This window comes from Geodermatophilus sp. SYSU D00867, from assembly GCF_054050315.1.
Genome location: NZ_JBJGZC010000008.1, coordinates 174,496 through 191,032, shown reverse-complemented (window position 1 = coordinate 191,032; position 16,537 = coordinate 174,496). Strand labels below are relative to the sequence as shown.

Sequence of the window (16,537 nt, the reverse complement as noted above, 5' to 3'; positions counted from 1 at the left end):
CTAGGTCCGCTCCGGGCACACGGGGCTCACCAACCCCCGGTAGAGGCCGACGAGGTTGCGCCGGGAGACCTCCCAGGACAACTCGTCGGCGACCCGTTCCCGGCCGACCTCGGCCATCGCGGCCCGGCGCGCGGGATCGTCCAGGAGGTCCCGGATCGCCCGGGCGAAGGCGGCGACGTCGTTGGCGGGCACGTACGTGGCCGCGTCCCCGGCCGAGACCCTGGCCTCCGTGAGGTCGAAGGAGACGATCGGGATGCCGATCGCCATGTACTCGACGACCTTGTTCATGGTGGACACGTCGTTCAGGGGGTTCAGCGGGTCGGGGGAGAGGGCGACGTCGGCCGTCGACAACGCCGACTGCAGGAAATCATCGGGGACCCGCCCGGTGAACGTCGTGTACTCGCTGATCCCCAGCTCCCTCGAGAACCGGATCATGTCCTCGGTCGCGTCCCCGCTGCCCATGAAGACCGTCTGGAGGTCGGTCCGACCGAGGTCGTGGTGGTAGTGGGCGAGGGCGCGGAGGGCGTGGTCGACGCCGTCCTGGGGACCCATCACCCCCACGTAGACGGCGAGGTACCGGCGCCCCAGGGCGAGCTCCGGCATCGGCTGCCTCCGGTGGAAGTGCCCCAGGTCCGGTGCGCTGCGCACCACCACCACCTCGTGCGGCCGCTTCCCTCCGCGCTCGAGGGCGACCCGCCGGTAGCTCTCGTTCGTGGAGATGACGGCGTCCGCGCGGGCGAAGGTCCACCGCTCGGCGGCGAGGAGGGCCCTCCTCAGCCACCGGGCACGGCCGCCGAACCGGGACTCGGCGAGCTCCGGCACGAGGTCGTGGTGGTCGAAGACGAAGGTGACCCCCCTGAGCTTCAGCGGCAGGACCGCCAGGAAGAGGAGGTCCGGGGGGTTGCAGACCTGGACGACGTCGATCCGTGCCGTCGCCCAGACGTGCCGGGTGAGCCTGGCGGTGTGCCACAGCGCAGCGGCGTACTCGCGGACGTAGCCCGACGGGCCACCGGTGGCCGCACGCAAGGGGTACCGGAGGATCGTGATCCCCTCCTCGACCACCCGCGGCTCCCGGTGGTCGCGGCTGCCCATCGGGCAGATCACGGTGACCCGGTAGCCGGCGTCGCGCAGGGCCCGGCTCTCCTGCCACACCCGGCGGTCGAGGGGAACCGGCAGGTTCTCCACGACGATCAGGACGTGGCCCTGCCGCGGTCCCGGCGCCTCGCCGACGGGGTCGAGGGCGGAGGCCGGTGTCCCGGCGTCCCCGGTCGTCCCCGGGAGCTGCCGCACCGGCCGGCCGGGACGCCAGCGCCTCATCGGGTGACCCGGGGACCGTGTCCCGTCCGCACCCGGTGCCGGGCACCCCGCCCCGGGGCGAGCACCGCGAGGTAGACCTCGTCCAGCCGGTCCGCCAGCACGTTGAGGTCGAACGCGGCCGACCTCCGCCAGGCGGCGGCCCCCAGCCTGCGACGCAGACCGGCGTCCTCGATCACCCGTTGCAGGGTGGCCGCCAGTCGCGCGGGGTCCCGCGGCGGCAGGAGGATCGCGGTCGAGCCGTCCTCCACCAGGTCGGGGATGCCGCCGACGTCCGACGCGACGATGCACAGCCCGCGCGCCATGGCCTCGAGGACCGACATCGGCTGGCCCTCGTGGGTCGAGGGCAGGACGAGCACGTGCGCCGAGTCGAGCAGGGCCTCCACGGCAGCCGGCTCCAGCCAGTCGAGGACCTCGACGCCGGCGCCGTTCGGGAGGGTGTCCCGCACCGCCCGCGCACGGTCGACGTCCCCGTTCCCCGCGATGGTCAGACGGGGAGGCGCCGCGGCCTCCGGCCACCGGAGCGACCCCCACGCCGTCAGGAGGTCGAAGGTCCCCTTCAGCTCCCCGACCAGCCCGAGGAACACGACGTGCACCCCTTCCTCGGGCTGGTCGACCGGCTGCGGACTGCGCCGGGACACCCCGTTCGGGAGGGCCCGGACGTCCAGGCCGGGGAAGAGCGCCCGGAGCCTCTCGGCCCAGCGCGGGCCCAGGGCGATGACGACGTCGCTGTACTCGAGGGTCTTGCGGACGACGTGCTGGGCCGGCTTCCCCAGCGCCCGGTAGAACTCCTCGAACGTGCCGTCGTGCACGTGGGTGACGACCGGGACGCGGGCGAGACGGCACAGGCGGACGACGACCGCCTTCCTGAAGAGGCTGCCGCGCGCAGAGGCGTGGACGTGCACCAGGTCCGGCCGGCTCAGCAGCTCCACGGCCAGCCGGGTGGCTCCGCGGACGAACAGCGCCACCTTGCGCAGCTTCGACCCGTCGCCGTGGGTCGAGATGTGCCGCACTCCCCAGCGCTGCCAGAGGTCGGTCGCCTCCACGTTGCGGACGTACGTCGCCACGCCGCCCTGCGTCGACCGGCTGGTGGAGACCCAGAGGACCCGGCCGGACCGATGACCCACCCCCACGGCTCCAGCGGCCGGGGCGGGGAACTGGTGGGACAGCATGGAGCAGTCATCCCCGTTCTCTCCGGAGGTCTGCAGGCCGGCGGGCCACCTCGGGCCGACAGGGCGGCGAGCATAGTTCGATGGGAGCGGCGGGTGGAGCCTCCGCGACGCGGGCGGAGACGTCGGTCGCCCCCGGGATCGGCCCTGTGCCGACGGCCCGCGCCGCTGCCGGTCAGTCACCACCCCGCTCGGGACCTGCAGCGGTCCGGGGGAACACGGCCTGCCTGAGCTCGCGGAGCCAGCTCGGCGCCACGGCACGCAGGACGAGGAGGTAGGTGGCGAGCAACCCCAGCCCCTCGAGCGCCAGCACCCCCAGTCCCAGCGCGGTCCCGCGGTGCTCCGACCGGCCGAGCAGGTGCTCGACCGCCCACCAGAGCGACGTCGAGACGGCGGCCGCGATGAGCGGCGGGAGCAGGATCCTGGTCAGGGCCCGCCCGGGGACCTCGACGACACCCCGCGCGAGCCACAGCGCGAGAGCCCCTGCCGAGAGCGACGCGGCGGACAGCGACAGACCCACGCCGACCAGGCCGAGGGGGAGGCCAGCGAACAACGTCCCCAGGCCGATGACCAGCGCGGCGGCGTTGACCCGGTTCAGCAGCGACGTCCTGCCGTGCCCCTTGATGGTCTCGAATCCCACCGAGGCCATCGCCACCCCGGGGCCGGAGCCCGCGAGCGCTGCGAACAGCACGCCGGCGCCCTGCCAGCGCGGGCCGAGCAGGATGACGGTCACCGCCGGGCCGAGGACGATCAGCATCCCCGCGACGGGCATCGAGGCGAACCACAGGGCGCGGATGGCCCGGAGGAAGGCCGCCCTGAACCGCGGGGGGTCGGCCGCCGCGCGGGCGAAGGCGGGGAAGAGGACGTAGGAGCCGATCTCGATGATCACCGTCCCCGGCAGCATCCCGAGCCGGCGTCCGTACCGGTAGTTCCCCACGGTGGCGGAGTCGAAGGCCCGGCCCACCACGATCGTGTCGATGGTCTCCTTGGCCCGGTCCAGGAGGGCGCCGAGGACGAGGGGGAGCCCGAAACGGGTCATCTCGCGCCACACCGCGACGGACGCCTGGCCGCGGCGCGGCCGCCAGCGGGCGAGCGCCCAGCTGATGGCGATCCACACGAGCAGCGACGCGTAGGAGGCCACCACCAGCCCCCACACCCCCATGCCGAGCGAGCACAGGACGACCGACCCGGCCGCGAACGTCACCGTGACGCTCGGTTGCACCAGCATCCGTTGCCTGAAGTCGAAGCGTCGCTGCAGGAGCGAGTCCGGCACGTAGGTGAGCGCGTACAGGACGAGCGATCCCGCGGACACCGCGCCGACGAGTCCGGCGGTCGGGCTGTCGAACACCAGCGAGATCAGGGGGGCGGCCGCGAGCGCGAGCAGTGCCCACACGAACCCAGCGCCGAGGCCCGCCCAGAACACGGTGTTCGCGGCGACCTCGACGTCCCTCTGGCGCTGCACCAGGGCGTTGCGCAGGCCTCCCTCGGAGACGGTGAGGACCAGTGTCGTGAGGACCGTGCCCGAGTAGTAGACGCCGACCTCGGCCGGCGTGAGGATCCGGGCCAGCGCGAGGGTCTGCACGAAGGTCACCACCTGCACGAAGCCCAGGGACACCGCGGAGATGACCGCCCCTCGTCGCAGCACCGGCGCCAGGCTCGGCAGGCCGCCGGACGGCTGGTCCGCCGTACCCGGCCTCGGCGAGCGCCTCAGCACGCCGACGCCCGGATCGGCCGGCGACGGCTCATGACGCCGGCAGGGTGGGACGAGTGCCCGGGTCGGCAGCGAAGAGTGCCTGCTCCTCCGCTCCCACGGTGTCCTCCCGGCCCCGGATTCGCCGTCACCCCGGACCCTCCTGCGTCCGCTCGTACTGAGCCTGCCGGTCCAGCGCCGACCTCCGGTGCGCCATCAGGTCGACGATGGCGGGCGGGTACACCCGGGAACAGGCGCGCAGCACGTCCGCGAGCGCGACCTCGCGTGAACGCATCTTCGACCTGAAGGCGTGCCACTCCTCGCGGCTGCGCACCTTGCGCCGCACCGACCTCGCGACGCGTTCCTCGCGCAACAGGGACAGCAAGTCCCGCCTCATCTCGGCGAGGTCGGCGCTCACCTGGCCGGGATGGGCGTGGTAGTCCACGGTGATCTCGGGGAGTGACCAGCCGAACCCCCGATCGATCAGGCGCTTCCAGAGCTGGAGGTCCTCGCCGTGCCGTCGGGTGGGGTCGAAGCCCCCGACCCGGAGTGCGGCTGCCCGGTCGACCATGGTGGCGCTGGTGACGACCGGGTTCCAGGGCCAGAACAGGTCCGCCTCGCTGCTGAGCCGGAGGGGAGTGGACCGGAGAGACCCCATGAGCTGCCCGGAGTCGGTGCGCGCCCCGGTCGACAGCAGCACCCCACCTCGCGCGTCGGCGGCGTCGACCAGTGTCGCCAGGTGGTCCGCATGCCACTCGTCGTCGGAGTCCAGGAAGGCCACCCAGCTCGTCCCCGCACTCGCCAACCCCCGGTTCCGGGCGGCGCTGCTGCCCGCGTTGTCCTGCCTGATCACGTCCGCGCCGAGTCGGCGCGCCACCACGCCACTGCCGTCGCTGCTCCCGTCGTCGACGACGACGATCGCGGCGGGCCGGCGCGACTGGGCGAGGACGCTGGCCAACGCCCGCTGGAGCTCCTGGCGCCGGTCGTAGACGGGGACGACCACCGTGACGTCACTGGCCGACATCGACGGGACCCCGCTGCGTCGGCCGGCATCCGTCACCGGGAGCTCCTCCTCGAGCTGGCGTCCTGGAGCGAGGCCTGCACGGCACGTTTCAGGAGGAGTCCGCGGACCGACAGCCGGGGGGCGAGGGAGAGGGCCGCCACCATCGCGGCGGCCCGCGGTGTCCTGCCGAGTCCGAGGGCGCGCCGGCACTCCCGGCGGGCCTCCGCCACGTTCCCGGCGGCCAGTGCGGCGCGCGCGAGCCTCAGGGCCCTCAGGTATCCGATGTGCCGGTGCACCCGGCGGAAGGCGGCCAGGTCGGCGGGGTCCCCGGTGGCCTCCGCCGCCCGGCGCAGCGCCCGCAGGAGCTGCGAGTCCAGCTCGTCCCGGGCGGCCGGGTCCTGCGGCCTGCTCACCGAGCCGCTCTCCACCCGGAAGACGGCCAGACGATCGGGGATGACCCGGACGTCGTGTCCGGCGGAGACCACGCGCAGCCAGAAGTCGAGGTCGTCCACCTTCGGGGTGTCCGTCCGCAGGCCGCCGACCGCGTCCCACACCGCTCGCGCGACCGGCGCGGTGTAGTAGGGACACGGGCCGCCGATGACCTCCCGCAGGACCAGCGGGCGACCGGGGTCCGGTCGCCGTCGCATCCCGGCGCCCCGGAGGTAGCTCCTCCTGCTGACCCGCGTCCCGGGGGGCTCCAGGACGTAGGCGTCGCACGTCACGGCGGCGACCCCGGGGTTCGCGGCGAGGAAGCGCCCGGTGACGTCGCAGAAGTCGGGGAGGACCCGGTCGTCGGAGTTGAGCACGACCACGTAGCGGCCCGTGGCCACGTCCGCCGCCGCCATGACCCCGCCGACCGGACCGCTGTTCTGCTGGCGGACCAGGCGGACCCTCGGGTCCGCGAGGTGGGGGGTCACCACGTCGGCGACGGCGTCCGACGGGCCGTTGTCGACCACGATCAGCTCCCAGTCCCCCCGGGTCTGGGCCAGGACCGAGGCGATCGTGTCCGGGAGGGTGTCCTCGCTGCGGTACGCGGTCGTCAGGAAGCTGAACGTGGGGACACCCTCCACGCGGAGACCTCCCCTCGCTGTGTCACTCGGGGGCGCGTGCGCTCGGACAGCACCCCCGCCGCCAGTCCCACGGTGCCCGACCGGGACCCCGGGCCCCCGGTCGCGTGGGGCGTGTTCTACCGCGCTTCGTGGTGAGATGGAACCGGTCCGCTGCCGGGGTCCGGGCACACGCCGTTTCCGTGGATGGTCGAGCAGGGGACGGCTGTCTCGCCGAGAAGAGGGGCAGTACATGGCGCGTCCTATCCGCGTCCTCGTCCAGAACGGCGAGTACTGGCTCGCCAACAAGGGCGACCTGGCGATCCTGGAAGTCGGGCTCGGGCGCCTCCGACGCCACTGGCCCGATGCGCGGATCGGGGTGCTGACCGCTGCACCCTGGCTGCTGCGCAGCATCGCCCCGTCTGCAGAACCCGTCCCCGCGCACGGACCAGCGGGGTGGCCGGCCCGCCCCCGCAGCGCCGTCCGCCTCGACGCCCGACTGGTCGGGCCACTCGACACGGCCCGGCTCCGTGCCCGAGAACAGTCCCGGGTCTGGCGGCACCGGATCGCCTCGCGGATCCCGGCGATCGGCGTCCCGGCTGGGCCGCGGGCCGGTGACTGGGTCCCCCAGGCCCTCGAGGGCAGCTCGCTGGTGCTCGCGTTCGGCGGCGGCTACATGACCGACGTCGACCCGGACCAGACCACTCGGACGCTGGCCCTCCTGGAACGTGCGGCGGACCGGGGGATCCCCACCGCGATGCTGGGTCAGGGTCTCGGCCCGCTGGAGGACGCGCACCTCGTCGAACGGGCGCGGGCTGTGCTCCCGACGGTCGCTCTGTTCGGTCTGCGCGAGCCCCTGCTGGGACCCCGGCTGCTCGGGGACCTGGGCGTGGACGCGGAGCGGGTGGCGGTGACGGGGGACGACGCCGTCGTCCTGGGACTCGAGGAGGCCCGCGACGACTGGGGATCGGGCCTCGGCATCTGCCTCCGGTTCGCCCCGTACTCACCGGTCTCCGAGCTCGCGTCCACCGCCGTGCGTGCGGCCGTCCGATCCGAGGCCGGGCGCCTCGCTGCGCCGTTGGTGCCGCTCTTCGTCTCCGAGTACCACCGGGAGGACCGCCGGGCGACCCTCCCGATCGTCGAGGGCTACCCGGACGTGGTCCGTCCCCTGGGGCCGTATGCCGGTGCGCGCCCGGTCGTGCGGCAGGTCTCGCGCTGCCGCGTCGTCGTGACCGCGGCGTACCACCTGGCCGTCTTCGCCCTGTCCCAGGGGATCCCCGTCGTCGGGCTGACCTCCTCGCCGTACTACGACGCGAAGTTCGCCGGGCTCTCGGCGGTCTTCGGCGGCGTCGGCCTGACCGTCGCATCCCTCGAGGACGCGGACCTGCGCTCCCGGCTCGCGGAGCTGGTCGCCGAGGCCTGGCGGTCGGCGCCCGAGGTCCGGGCGCACCTCAGGGACCGGGCGAGAGCGCAGGTGCGGGCGAGCGAGGAGGCCTATCGGCGCGTGTTCGCCCTGGTGGACCGTCCGGTCGGGACCGGGTGAGCCGTTCCTCCCTCGACAGCCGGGGACCAGGTGGCCGGCGGACGAACGGCGTGAGCGCCGTCACGGCACTGCCACCCTGGGTGGGGGCGCGCCTGGGAGTGCTGTCGGCGTGGAGAACTCGGGGTCCCTGGCCCTCGGTCCTCCCTAACCTGCGCGGACGCGGTTGCCGGTCTGCTGAGCGCAGGGAGACGTGCGGTGGGAGTCAACGGGGACGTCCGGGCGATCAGTGTCTTCGGGCTCGGGTACGTCGGCTGCATATCGGCCGCCTGCTTCGCCGCACGCGGTCACCGCGTCGTCGGTGTGGACATCGACGGCCGCAAGCTCGACCTGCTCCGCAGGGGGATCGCCCCGCTCGTCGAGACCGGGCTCCAGGAGCTGGTCACCGACGGGGTCTCGTCGGGCCGGCTGTCGGTCACCGAGAGCGCCGAGGACGCCGTGCTGGCCAGCGACGTGTCGCTGGTCTGTGTCGCCACACCCTCGCGACCGGGCGGAGGTCTCTCGACCGCCTACCTCGAGGCGGTGTCCACCCAGATCGGGACCGCCCTGGCCACCAAGGACACCTGGCACACGGTGGTGTACCGCAGCACGATGCTCCCGGGCACCTGCGAGGACCTGCTCATCCCGCTGCTCGAGGAGTCGTCCGGCAAGCGCGCCGGCACGGACTTCGGCGTGTGCGTCAACCCCGAGTTCCTCCGCGAGGGGTCCAGCGTGCGGGACTTCCTGGAGCCGCCGAAGACGGTCGTCGGTCAGACCGAGGAGCGGTCAGGCGCGCTCGTCATGGACCTGTACGAGGGGCTCCCGGGGCCGCGGTTCCACGTCCCGCTGGGCGTCGCCGAGATGGTCAAGTACGTGGACAACTGCTTCCACGCGCTCAAGGTCGACTTCGGCAACGAGATCGGTGCCATCTGCGCGGCCCTGGGGCTCGACTCCTACCAGGTGATGGACGTCTTCCTGGCCGACTCGAAGCTCAACCTCAGCGCGGCGTACCTCCGACCGGGGTTCGCCTTCGGCGGGTCCTGCCTCCCCAAGGAGGTCCGCGCCCTCATGCACACGGCCCGCCGGTACGACGTGGAGACGCCCGTCCTCGCCAACATCCTGCCGTCCAACGAGGCCCACCTGCGGCGGGCGCTGGACATGGTCCTGTCGCTCGGGAAGCGCAAGGTCGGCCTGTTCGGCCTCTCGTTCAAGGCCGGCACCGACGACCTGCGCGAGAGCCCGATGGTGGAGCTCGCGGAGCGGCTGATCGGGAAGGGCTGCGACGTCCGGATCTACGACCGCGACGTGGCCCTCTCCCGGCTGACCGGCTCGAACAAGGCCCACATCGACGAGCGGCTGCCCCACCTGGCCGAGCTGCTGGCCGAGGACCGGGAGACGGTCGCCCAGCACGGCGAGGTCCTGGTGGTGGCGACGAAGGACGAGTCCACCCTCGCCGCCGTCGGGCGCGCCCCGGCCGGCACGGTCGTGGTCGACCTGGTCCACGCACCGGGCCTGCGCGAGGTGCGCTCCAGCGCCGAGTACGTGGGTCTGGGCTGGTAGCCGGTGGAGCCGCTCAGCCCGCCGGCTGTCCGTTCACGCGCGCTCGGGCGCGGATGGTGCCCAGCGCGGCCGACAGCTCCGACAGGGGGAGCGCGGTGGCATCCGACCGGGACATCACTGAGACGGGGAGTGGCCATGGGACAGCCAGTCGGGGGTCGTCGTGAGCGATCGTGAGGTCCTCGCGCGGGTCGTGACGCCGGTCGATCCGGTACGCGGTGTCCGCGGGCTCGGTCAGCGCCTGGAACCCGTGGGCGCAGCCGGCCGGGACGTAGACGGAGTTCTGCCGGTCGCCGTCGAGGACGACCGACAGCCACTCGAGGTACGTCGGGGAGCCCGGGCGCAGGTCCACGACGACGTCGAAGACGCGGCCCGAGGAGCAGCGCACCAGCTTGCTCTCGCCGTCGCCCACGCGGACGTGCAGGCCGCGGACCACCCCGCGGTGCGAGCGGGACATGCTGTCCTGCACGAAGCCGTCGGGGTCGATGCCGGCCTCGCGCGCCACGTCGGCGTCGAAGGTCCGGCTGAAGAAGCCGCGGTCGTCGGCGTGCGGCTCGGGCGTGAACTCGACGACGCCGGCGATGCGGGTGGGGGCCCAGCGCATGGCCAGCGAGCATGGCACCGGTCCCGCCGGGCGTCGAGGTCCCGGTCGTGAGCGCGCCGCGCTGCCGGCTGTGCGGGGCCGAGCTCACGCACACCTTCGTCGACCTGGGGATGTCCCCGCCCTGCGAGAGCTACCTGACCGCCGACCAGCTCGACGCCGCCGAGGCGTTCTACCCGCTGCACGTGCGCGTGTGCGGGCAGTGCCTGCTGGTCCAGCTCCCCGCCTACATCGACGCCGGCGACATCTTCAGCCACTACGCCTACTTCTCCTCCTACAGCGACTCGTGGGTCGCGCACGCCAAGGCCTACGTCGAGGAGGCGGTCGAGCGGCTGGGCCTGGGCGAGGACTCGTTCGTCGTCGAGGTGGCGAGCAACGACGGCTACCTCCTGCAGCACGTCGTCCAGCGGGGGATCCGCGCGCTGGGCATCGAGCCCGCGGCCAACGTCGCCGAGGCGGCGGTCGAGAAGGGGGTCCCGACCGAGGTGACCTTCCTCGGCGAGGCGACCGGCCGCGACGTCGCCGCCCGGCACGGGGCCGCCGACCTCGTGGTGGCGAACAACGTCTTCGCCCACGTGCCCGACATCGTGGACTTCGCGAGGGGGCTGCGGGCGCTGGTGGCCGACGGCGGCACCGTCACCATCGAGATCCCGCACCTCGCGCGGCTGATCGAGGGCAACGAGTACGACACGATCTACCACGAGCACTACTCGTACCTCTCGCTCCTGACCACCCAGCGGGTGCTCGCGGAGGCGGGGCTGACGGTCGTCGACGTCGACGAGCTGCCGACGCACGGCGGCTCGCTGCGCACCTGGTCGATGCCGGCAGAGCGGGCGCACGCGCCCAGCGACGCCGTGGCCGCGGTGCTGGCCGCCGAGGAGGCCGCGGGCCTGCACACCCTCGAGGGCCACGCCGGATTCGCGCAGGCGGTCGCCCGGGTCCGCAACGACCTCGTCGAGTTCCTCGTGGAGCGCTCCCGCCGGGGCGAGACGGTGGTCGCCTACGGCGCGCCGGGGAAGGGCAACACGCTGCTCAACCACTGCGGCGTCCGCTCCGACCTGATCGCGTTCGCCGTCGACCGCAACCCCTTCAAGCAGGGCCGGTTCCTGCCGGGGACGCACATCCCGATCCACCCGCCGGAGCGACTGGACGACGCCCGGCCCGACTACGTCCTGATCATGCCCTGGAACCTCAGGGACGAGATCTCCGAGCAGCTGCGCCACGTCCGCTCCTGGGGCGGGCGTCTCGTCGTGGCGCTGCCCCGGCTGGAGGTCCTGCGGACACCCGAGGGAGGCACCCCGTGAAGGTCGTCATCTTCTGCGGCGGTCTGGGCATGCGGATCCGGACCGGACCGGAGTCCCTGCCCAAGCCGATGATGCCCATCGGCAGCCGTCCGGTGCTGTGGCACGTGATGCGCTACTACGCACACTTCGGGCACACGGAGTTCATCCTCTGCCTGGGCTACGGCGCCTCCGCGGTCAAGGACTACTTCCTGGACTACCGCGAGACCAGCTCCAACGACTTCGTGCTCACCAAGGGCGGCCGGCACGTGGAGATGCTGGCCACCGACATCAGCGAGTGGACGATCACCTTCATCGACACGGGTGTCTCCACGGCGATCGGTGAGCGGCTGCGTCGGGTGCGCCCGCACCTGGAGGGCGACGAGGTCTTCCTCGCCAACTACGGCGACGTGCTCACCGACGCCCCGATGAACGACCTGATCGCCGGCTTCGAGACCAAGGACGCCGTGGCCAACCTGCTGGCGGTCAAGCCGCAGGACTCCTTCCACGTCGTCCAGCTGTCCGGGGAGGACCGGGTGACCGGGCTGGTGCCGGTCGCGGACATGTCCATGCGCATCAACGGGGGCTACTTCATCCTCCGGCAGGGGATCTTCGACTACCTCGACGAGGGCGACGACCTGGTGATGGACGGGTTCGTGCGCGCCGCGGCCGACGGGAAGCTGTGCGCCACGCCCTACGACGGCTTCTGGGCGCCGATGGACACCCTCAAGGAGCGGTCGGCGCTGGAGGAGCAGTACCGCAACGGCATCAGCCCATGGGCCGTGTGGCGGGACCGTCCCGTGGAGCCGGGGCCGCCGGTGGTGCCCGTCCTGGTGGGGGAGCCCAGTGTCGCCGCCACCCGCTGACCCGGCCGCCCGGCGTCCCCGGCGCGGTCCGGTCGCCCCGTGATCGGTCTGCTCCCGCCGACGGGCCGGCTCGACGTCCTGTGCGTGGGCGCGCACCCGGACGACGTCGAGATCGGCTGCGGCGGCACCCTCCTGGCACTCGCGCGCCGGCCCGGGACGACCGTCAGCGGGCTGGTCGTGACTGGCACCCCCGACCGCCGGAAGGAGGCCGAGGCGGCCCTGCCCCGGTTCTTCCCCGGCGCCGGCGTCCGCGTGCTCGACCTCCCCGACGGGCGGCTGCCGGCCCACTGGGGCGCGGTGAAGGAGGCACTGGAGGAGGCGGCGGCGGAGGCGCGGCCGGACGTCGTCCTGGCGCCCCGCGCCGACGACGCCCACCAGGACCACCGCCTCCTGGGCGGGCTCGTGCGCACCGCCTGGCGCGACGCGCTGGTGCTGCACTACGAGATCCCGAAGTGGGACGGGGACTCCCGCTCGCCGGACGTCTACGTGCACCTGACCGACGACGACGCGCGCCGCAAGGTGGAGCTGCTCCAGGAGTGCTTCCCCTCGCAGGCGGGGCGGGACTGGTGGGACGGCGAGCTGTTCACCGGCGTCATGCGGCTGCGCGGGATGGAGAGCCGGAACCGCTACGCCGAGGGCTTCGTCTGCGACAAGCTGTTGCTCGGCCTCGACGGGGGGAGCGCACGATGACCTCTGCACCCCGCGTCGACCGGTCCTTCGCCCGGTCGACGGCGATGCAGGCGCGCCTGCACGAGCTCGTCCCCGGCGGGGCGCACACCTACGCCCGCGGCTCCGACCAGTACCCCGAGGGCATGGCGCCGGTCATCGCCTCCGGCGAGGGCGCGCACGTGCTGGACGTCGACGGCAACCGGTACGTCGAGTACGGGATGGGGCTGCGGTCGGTGACGCTCGGGCACGCCTACCCGCCCGTCGTCGAGGCCGTGACGGCCGCGGCGCGGGCGGGGGTCAGCTTCAGCCGGCCGTCGGTCCACGAGCTGCGGGCGGCCGAGCGGTTCCTCGCGCAGGTGCCGGGCGCCGACATGGTCAAGTTCGCCAAGAACGGCTCGGACGCGACGACGGCGGCGGTCAAGCTGGCGCGGGCGGCCACCGGCCGGGACCTGGTGGCCGTGTGCCGGACGCAGCCGTTCTTCTCCACCGACGACTGGTTCATCGGCACCACCGAGATGGACGCCGGCATCCCGGGCGCCCAGCGGGACCTCACCGTCGGGTTCGACTACGACGACCTCGGCTCCCTCGGACGGGTGCTCGACGAGCACCCCGGCCGGATCGCCTGCGTGCTCCTCGAGGCCGCCACCGGCACGGCCGAGCCCTCGCCCGGTTTTCTGGAGGGCCTGCGCACCCTGGCCGACCACCACGGGTGCGTCCTGGTCTTCGACGAGATCATCACCGGCATGCGCTGGTCGCGCGGCGGAGCGCAGGCGGTCTACGGCGTCACCCCGGACCTGTCCACGTGGGGCAAGGCGCTGGGCAACGGCTTCGCGGTGTCGGCGCTGGCCGGGAAGCGGGAGCTCATGGAGCTCGGCGGACTGCGCACCGGCGCCGCCCGCGCCTTCCTCCTCTCCACCACGCACGGCCCGGAGACCACCGGCCTGGCGGCCTGGCTCGCGGTGGCCGAGGCGTACGAGCAGCGCGACGTCGTGGCCGTCATGGAGCGCCAGGGCCGCCGGCTCGCCGACGGCGCGAACGCCGCCGCGGCCGCGCTGGGGGTCGCGGACGCCTTCACCGTCGTCGGCCGGCCGTCGTGCCTGGTGTTCGTGACCCGCGACGCCGGCGGGCGGCCCTCGCAGGAGTTCCGGACGCTGTTCCTCCAGGAGATGCTGCAGCGCGGCGTCCTGGGGCAGTCGTTCGTCATCTCGGCCGCGCACACCGACGACGACGTCGACCGGACGGTCGAGGCGGTCGGCGAGTCGCTGACCGTGTACGCCAAGGCGCTCGCCGCCGGGTCCACCGAGGGGCTGCTGCGCGGGCGCCCGGTGGCCCCGGCGCTGCGCAGGTACGCCGCTCCCCGGCAGCTGACCGGACCGGCGGCCCGACGACCCGGGGGTGGGTTCTGATGCGTGTCCTGGTGACCGGCGACCGCGGGTACGTCGGGGCGGTGCTCGTGCCGCTCCTGCAGGAGGCGGGGCACGAGGTGCAGGGCCTCGACGCCGGCTGGTACGACGGCTGCGACTTCGGGACCCCGCCGCAGGGGTACCCCTCCCGCACCGGCGACGTCCGCGACGTCACCCCCGGCGACCTCACCGGCCTCGACGCGGTGGTGCACCTCGCGGCGATATCCAACGACCCGGTGGGGCACCTCAACCCGGAGGCGACCTACTCCGTCAACGCCGCGGGCGCCGCCCGCATGGCCCGCGCGGCCAAGGCGGCGGGCGTGCCGCGCTTCCTGTTCTCCTCGTCCTGCTCGCTCTACGGCGCGGCCGGGGACGGCGCCGTCACCGAGGACAGCCCGTTCAACCCCGTGACCCCCTACGGCGAGAGCAAGGTGCGCGCCGAGCGGGAGATCAGCGCGCTCGCCGACGACGACTTCAGCCCGACCCACCTGCGCAACGCCACCGCCTACGGGTCCTCCCCGCGGCTGCGCGCGGACATCGTCGTCAACAACCTCACCGGGACGGCGTTCACCCGGGGCGAGGTCCGGCTGCAGAGCGACGGCAGCCCGTGGCGGCCGCTGGTGCACGTGCGGGACATCGCGCAGGCGTTCCTCGCGGTGCTCGAGGCCCCGCGGGAGGCCGTCCACGACCAGGCGTTCAACGTCGGCCGCGACGAGGACGTCGTGCAGATCCGCGACGTCGCCACCGCCGTCGCCGAGGTCTTCGACGCGCCGGTCACCTTCGCCGAGGGCGCCGGGGCGGACAGGCGGGACTACCGGGTCGACTTCACCAAGATCAAGGAGCGGCTGCCCACCTTCCGCCCGCAGTGGACCGTGCCCGACGGCATCGAGGAGCTCGCGGCGGACATGGGCCGGATCGGCCTGACCGCCGAGGACTTCGACGGCGAGCGCTACGTGCGGCTGCACCGCGTGAACCGGCTGCGCGCCGCCGGGGTGCTCGACGACCTGCTCCGCACGAGGGCGCGGTGACCCTCGCGGACGAGGTGGACGCCCTCCGCTCCGGCGAGCGGGACCTCGCCGCGCTGGGGGAGGGCATGCACGCGGCGATGCGACGGCTCCACCCGATCTGCCGCAGCATCACCGGCGACGGCGTCCGGGCCACCCTCGACGTCCTCGCGGAGTCCCTGGACCTCCAGCGGCACGGCGTCCCGTCGGGCACGCAGGCGTTCGACTGGACCGTCCCCGACGAGTGGAACGTCCGTGACGCCTACGTCGCCGACCGGTCCGGCCGGCGGGTGGTCGACTTCCGCCGGCACAACCTGCACCTGGTGAGCTACAGCGCCCCGGTGCGCGCCACGATGACGCTCGACGAGCTCCGCCCCCACCTGCACACGCTGCCCGACCGCCCGGCGTGGATCCCCTACCGGACCACGTACTACAGCCGGGACTGGGGCTTCTGCCTCGCCGACGACCAGTTGCGGGCGATGGACGACGGCCCGTACGACGTCGTCGTCGACACGACCCTGGCGCCGGGGGAGCTGACCTGGGGCGAGCTGGTCCTGCCGGGGGAGAGCCCCGACGAGGTCGTGCTCAGCGCGCACGTGTGCCACCCCTCGCTGGCCAACGACAACCTCTCCGGGATCGCCGTCGCGACGGAGCTGGCCCGCACGCTCGCGGCCCTGCCCTCCCGGCGGCTCACGTACCGCTTCCTGTTCGCCCCCGGCACGATCGGGTCGATCACCTGGCTCAGCCGCAACGCCGACGTGCTGCCCCGCATCCGGCACGGGCTGGTCCTCACCGGCCTGGGCGGTCCCGGCCCCCTCGTCTACAAGCGCACCCGCCGCGGGACGCGCGCCGTCGACCGCGCCGCCGCGCACGTGGTCACCCGGCACGGCGGCGAGGTGCGCGGCTACTCGCCCTACGGGTACGACGAGCGGCAGTACAACGCCGTCGGCTTCGACCTGCCCGTCGGGCGGCTGTCGCGCACCCCGCACGGTGAGTACCCCGAGTACCACACCTCCGCCGACGACCTGGCCTTCGTGCGGCCGGCGGAGCTGGCCGGGTCCTACGCGGCCGTGCTCGAGGTCCTCGACGTCCTGGAGAACGACGACTGCTTCGAGAACCTCAGCCCCTTCGGCGAGCCGCAGCTGGGCAAGCGGGGCCTGTACCCGAGCACCGGCGGGAAGCAGGCCACCGACGCCGTCATGGCGATGCTGTGGGTGCTCGGGTACTCCGACGGCGCCACGTCGCTGCTCGACGTCGCCTCCGTCGCCGGCACCGACTTCGCGGGCCTGCGCCGCGCCGCGGCCGACCTCCGGGCCGCGGGCCTGCTGGCGCCCGTCCGGTAGTCCCGGTCCGGCCCCGGCGGGTGTCCCCGCCGCGGTCTAGCCTGGGATGCCGGGCCTGCGCCGCACCCGGCGG

General features: G+C 73.6%; 14 protein-coding genes. 8 read left to right on the top strand and 6 right to left on the bottom strand.

The genetic code is table 11. The annotated features are described in order from the left end of the window. The 5 genes from ACI8AK_RS09945 to ACI8AK_RS09925 all read right to left on the bottom strand — a co-directional run bounded on the left by ACI8AK_RS09945 (position 1) and on the right by ACI8AK_RS09925 (position 6,246). Positions 1-1,317, bottom strand: a complete 1,317-nt coding sequence (locus ACI8AK_RS09945) for a glycosyltransferase family 4 protein (RefSeq protein WP_456956083.1) — start codon at positions 1,315-1,317, stop codon at positions 1-3. Beyond that, positions 1,314-2,381 (bottom strand): glycosyltransferase family 4 protein, encoded by a 1,068-nt coding sequence (locus ACI8AK_RS09940; RefSeq protein ID WP_456956081.1) that lies wholly within the window; start codon positions 2,379-2,381, stop codon positions 1,314-1,316. Before ACI8AK_RS09940 ends, ACI8AK_RS09945 begins: the two co-directional genes overlap by 4 nt. A 277-nt stretch (positions 2,382-2,658) precedes the next feature. Then, positions 2,659-4,128: an oligosaccharide flippase family protein gene (locus tag ACI8AK_RS09935; protein ID WP_456956079.1), complete on the bottom strand. Its 1,470-nt coding sequence runs from the start codon at positions 4,126-4,128 to the stop codon at positions 2,659-2,661. A 193-nt stretch (positions 4,129-4,321) separates the two neighbouring features. Beyond that, positions 4,322-5,197, bottom strand: coding sequence for a glycosyltransferase family 2 protein (locus ACI8AK_RS09930; protein WP_456956100.1), 876 nt, complete (start codon positions 5,195-5,197; stop codon positions 4,322-4,324). A gap of 32 nt (positions 5,198-5,229) precedes the next feature. Then, positions 5,230-6,246 (bottom strand): glycosyltransferase, encoded by a 1,017-nt coding sequence (locus ACI8AK_RS09925; RefSeq protein ID WP_456956077.1) that lies wholly within the window; start codon positions 6,244-6,246, stop codon positions 5,230-5,232. 229 nt (positions 6,247-6,475) lie between these two features. On the opposite strand from ACI8AK_RS09925, the gene ACI8AK_RS09920 reads away from it, so the two are divergent. Then, a complete protein-coding gene (locus ACI8AK_RS09920; RefSeq protein WP_456956075.1) occupies positions 6,476-7,765 on the top strand; it encodes a polysaccharide pyruvyl transferase family protein in 1,290 nt (429 codons plus the stop codon). Positions 7,766-7,960: 195 nt separating this feature from the next. Continuing rightward, a complete protein-coding gene (locus ACI8AK_RS09915) occupies positions 7,961-9,301 on the top strand; it encodes a nucleotide sugar dehydrogenase (RefSeq protein WP_456956073.1) in 1,341 nt (446 codons plus the stop codon). Between the two features lie 13 nt (positions 9,302-9,314). Here ACI8AK_RS09915 and ACI8AK_RS09910 read toward each other — a convergent pair whose 3' ends face one another. Next, positions 9,315-9,902 (bottom strand): dTDP-4-dehydrorhamnose 3,5-epimerase family protein, encoded by a 588-nt coding sequence (locus ACI8AK_RS09910; protein ID WP_456956071.1) that lies wholly within the window; start codon positions 9,900-9,902, stop codon positions 9,315-9,317. A 47-nt stretch (positions 9,903-9,949) separates the two neighbouring features. On the opposite strand from ACI8AK_RS09910, the gene ACI8AK_RS09905 reads away from it, so the two are divergent. Genes ACI8AK_RS09905 through ACI8AK_RS09880 form a run of 6 tightly spaced genes read left to right on the top strand, consistent with a single transcriptional unit; the run spans position 9,950 to position 16,464 of the window. Beyond that, a complete protein-coding gene (locus ACI8AK_RS09905; RefSeq protein ID WP_456956069.1) occupies positions 9,950-11,203 on the top strand; it encodes a class I SAM-dependent methyltransferase in 1,254 nt (417 codons plus the stop codon). Then, complete coding sequence (locus ACI8AK_RS09900; protein WP_456956067.1) at positions 11,200-12,045, top strand: sugar phosphate nucleotidyltransferase; 846 nt, start codon at positions 11,200-11,202, stop codon at positions 12,043-12,045. Before ACI8AK_RS09905 ends, ACI8AK_RS09900 begins: the two co-directional genes overlap by 4 nt. 39 nt (positions 12,046-12,084) lie before the next feature. Further along, positions 12,085-12,735, top strand: a complete 651-nt coding sequence (locus ACI8AK_RS09895) for a PIG-L deacetylase family protein (RefSeq protein WP_456956065.1) — start codon at positions 12,085-12,087, stop codon at positions 12,733-12,735. Then, complete coding sequence (locus tag ACI8AK_RS09890) at positions 12,732-14,120, top strand: glutamate-1-semialdehyde 2,1-aminomutase (RefSeq protein WP_456956064.1); 1,389 nt, start codon at positions 12,732-12,734, stop codon at positions 14,118-14,120. Before ACI8AK_RS09895 ends, ACI8AK_RS09890 begins: the two co-directional genes overlap by 4 nt. Then, entirely contained in the window at positions 14,120-15,145 is a 1,026-nt protein-coding gene (locus ACI8AK_RS09885) for an NAD-dependent epimerase/dehydratase family protein (protein WP_456956062.1), read from the top strand. The genes ACI8AK_RS09890 and ACI8AK_RS09885 overlap by 1 nt, the downstream gene beginning before the upstream one ends. Continuing rightward, positions 15,142-16,464, top strand: coding sequence for a DUF4910 domain-containing protein (locus ACI8AK_RS09880; RefSeq protein ID WP_456956060.1), 1,323 nt, complete (start codon positions 15,142-15,144; stop codon positions 16,462-16,464). Before ACI8AK_RS09885 ends, ACI8AK_RS09880 begins: the two co-directional genes overlap by 4 nt. Positions 16,465-16,537: the final 73 nt, after the last annotated feature.

Coding starts and splice junctions, on each gene's coding strand:
- ACI8AK_RS09945 (WP_456956083.1), bottom strand. CDS start 1,317: ATGAGGCGCTGGCGTCCCGGCCGGCCGGTGCGGCAGCTCCCGGGGACG.
- ACI8AK_RS09930 (WP_456956100.1), bottom strand. CDS start 5,197: ATGTCGGCCAGTGACGTCACGGTGGTCGTCCCCGTCTACGACCGGCGC.
- ACI8AK_RS09920 (WP_456956075.1), top strand. CDS start 6,476: ATGGCGCGTCCTATCCGCGTCCTCGTCCAGAACGGCGAGTACTGGCTC.
- ACI8AK_RS09910 (WP_456956071.1), bottom strand. CDS start 9,902: ATGCGCTGGGCCCCCACCCGCATCGCCGGCGTCGTCGAGTTCACGCCC.
- ACI8AK_RS09890 (WP_456956064.1), top strand. CDS start 12,732: ATGACCTCTGCACCCCGCGTCGACCGGTCCTTCGCCCGGTCGACGGCG.
- ACI8AK_RS09885 (WP_456956062.1), top strand. CDS start 14,120: ATGCGTGTCCTGGTGACCGGCGACCGCGGGTACGTCGGGGCGGTGCTC.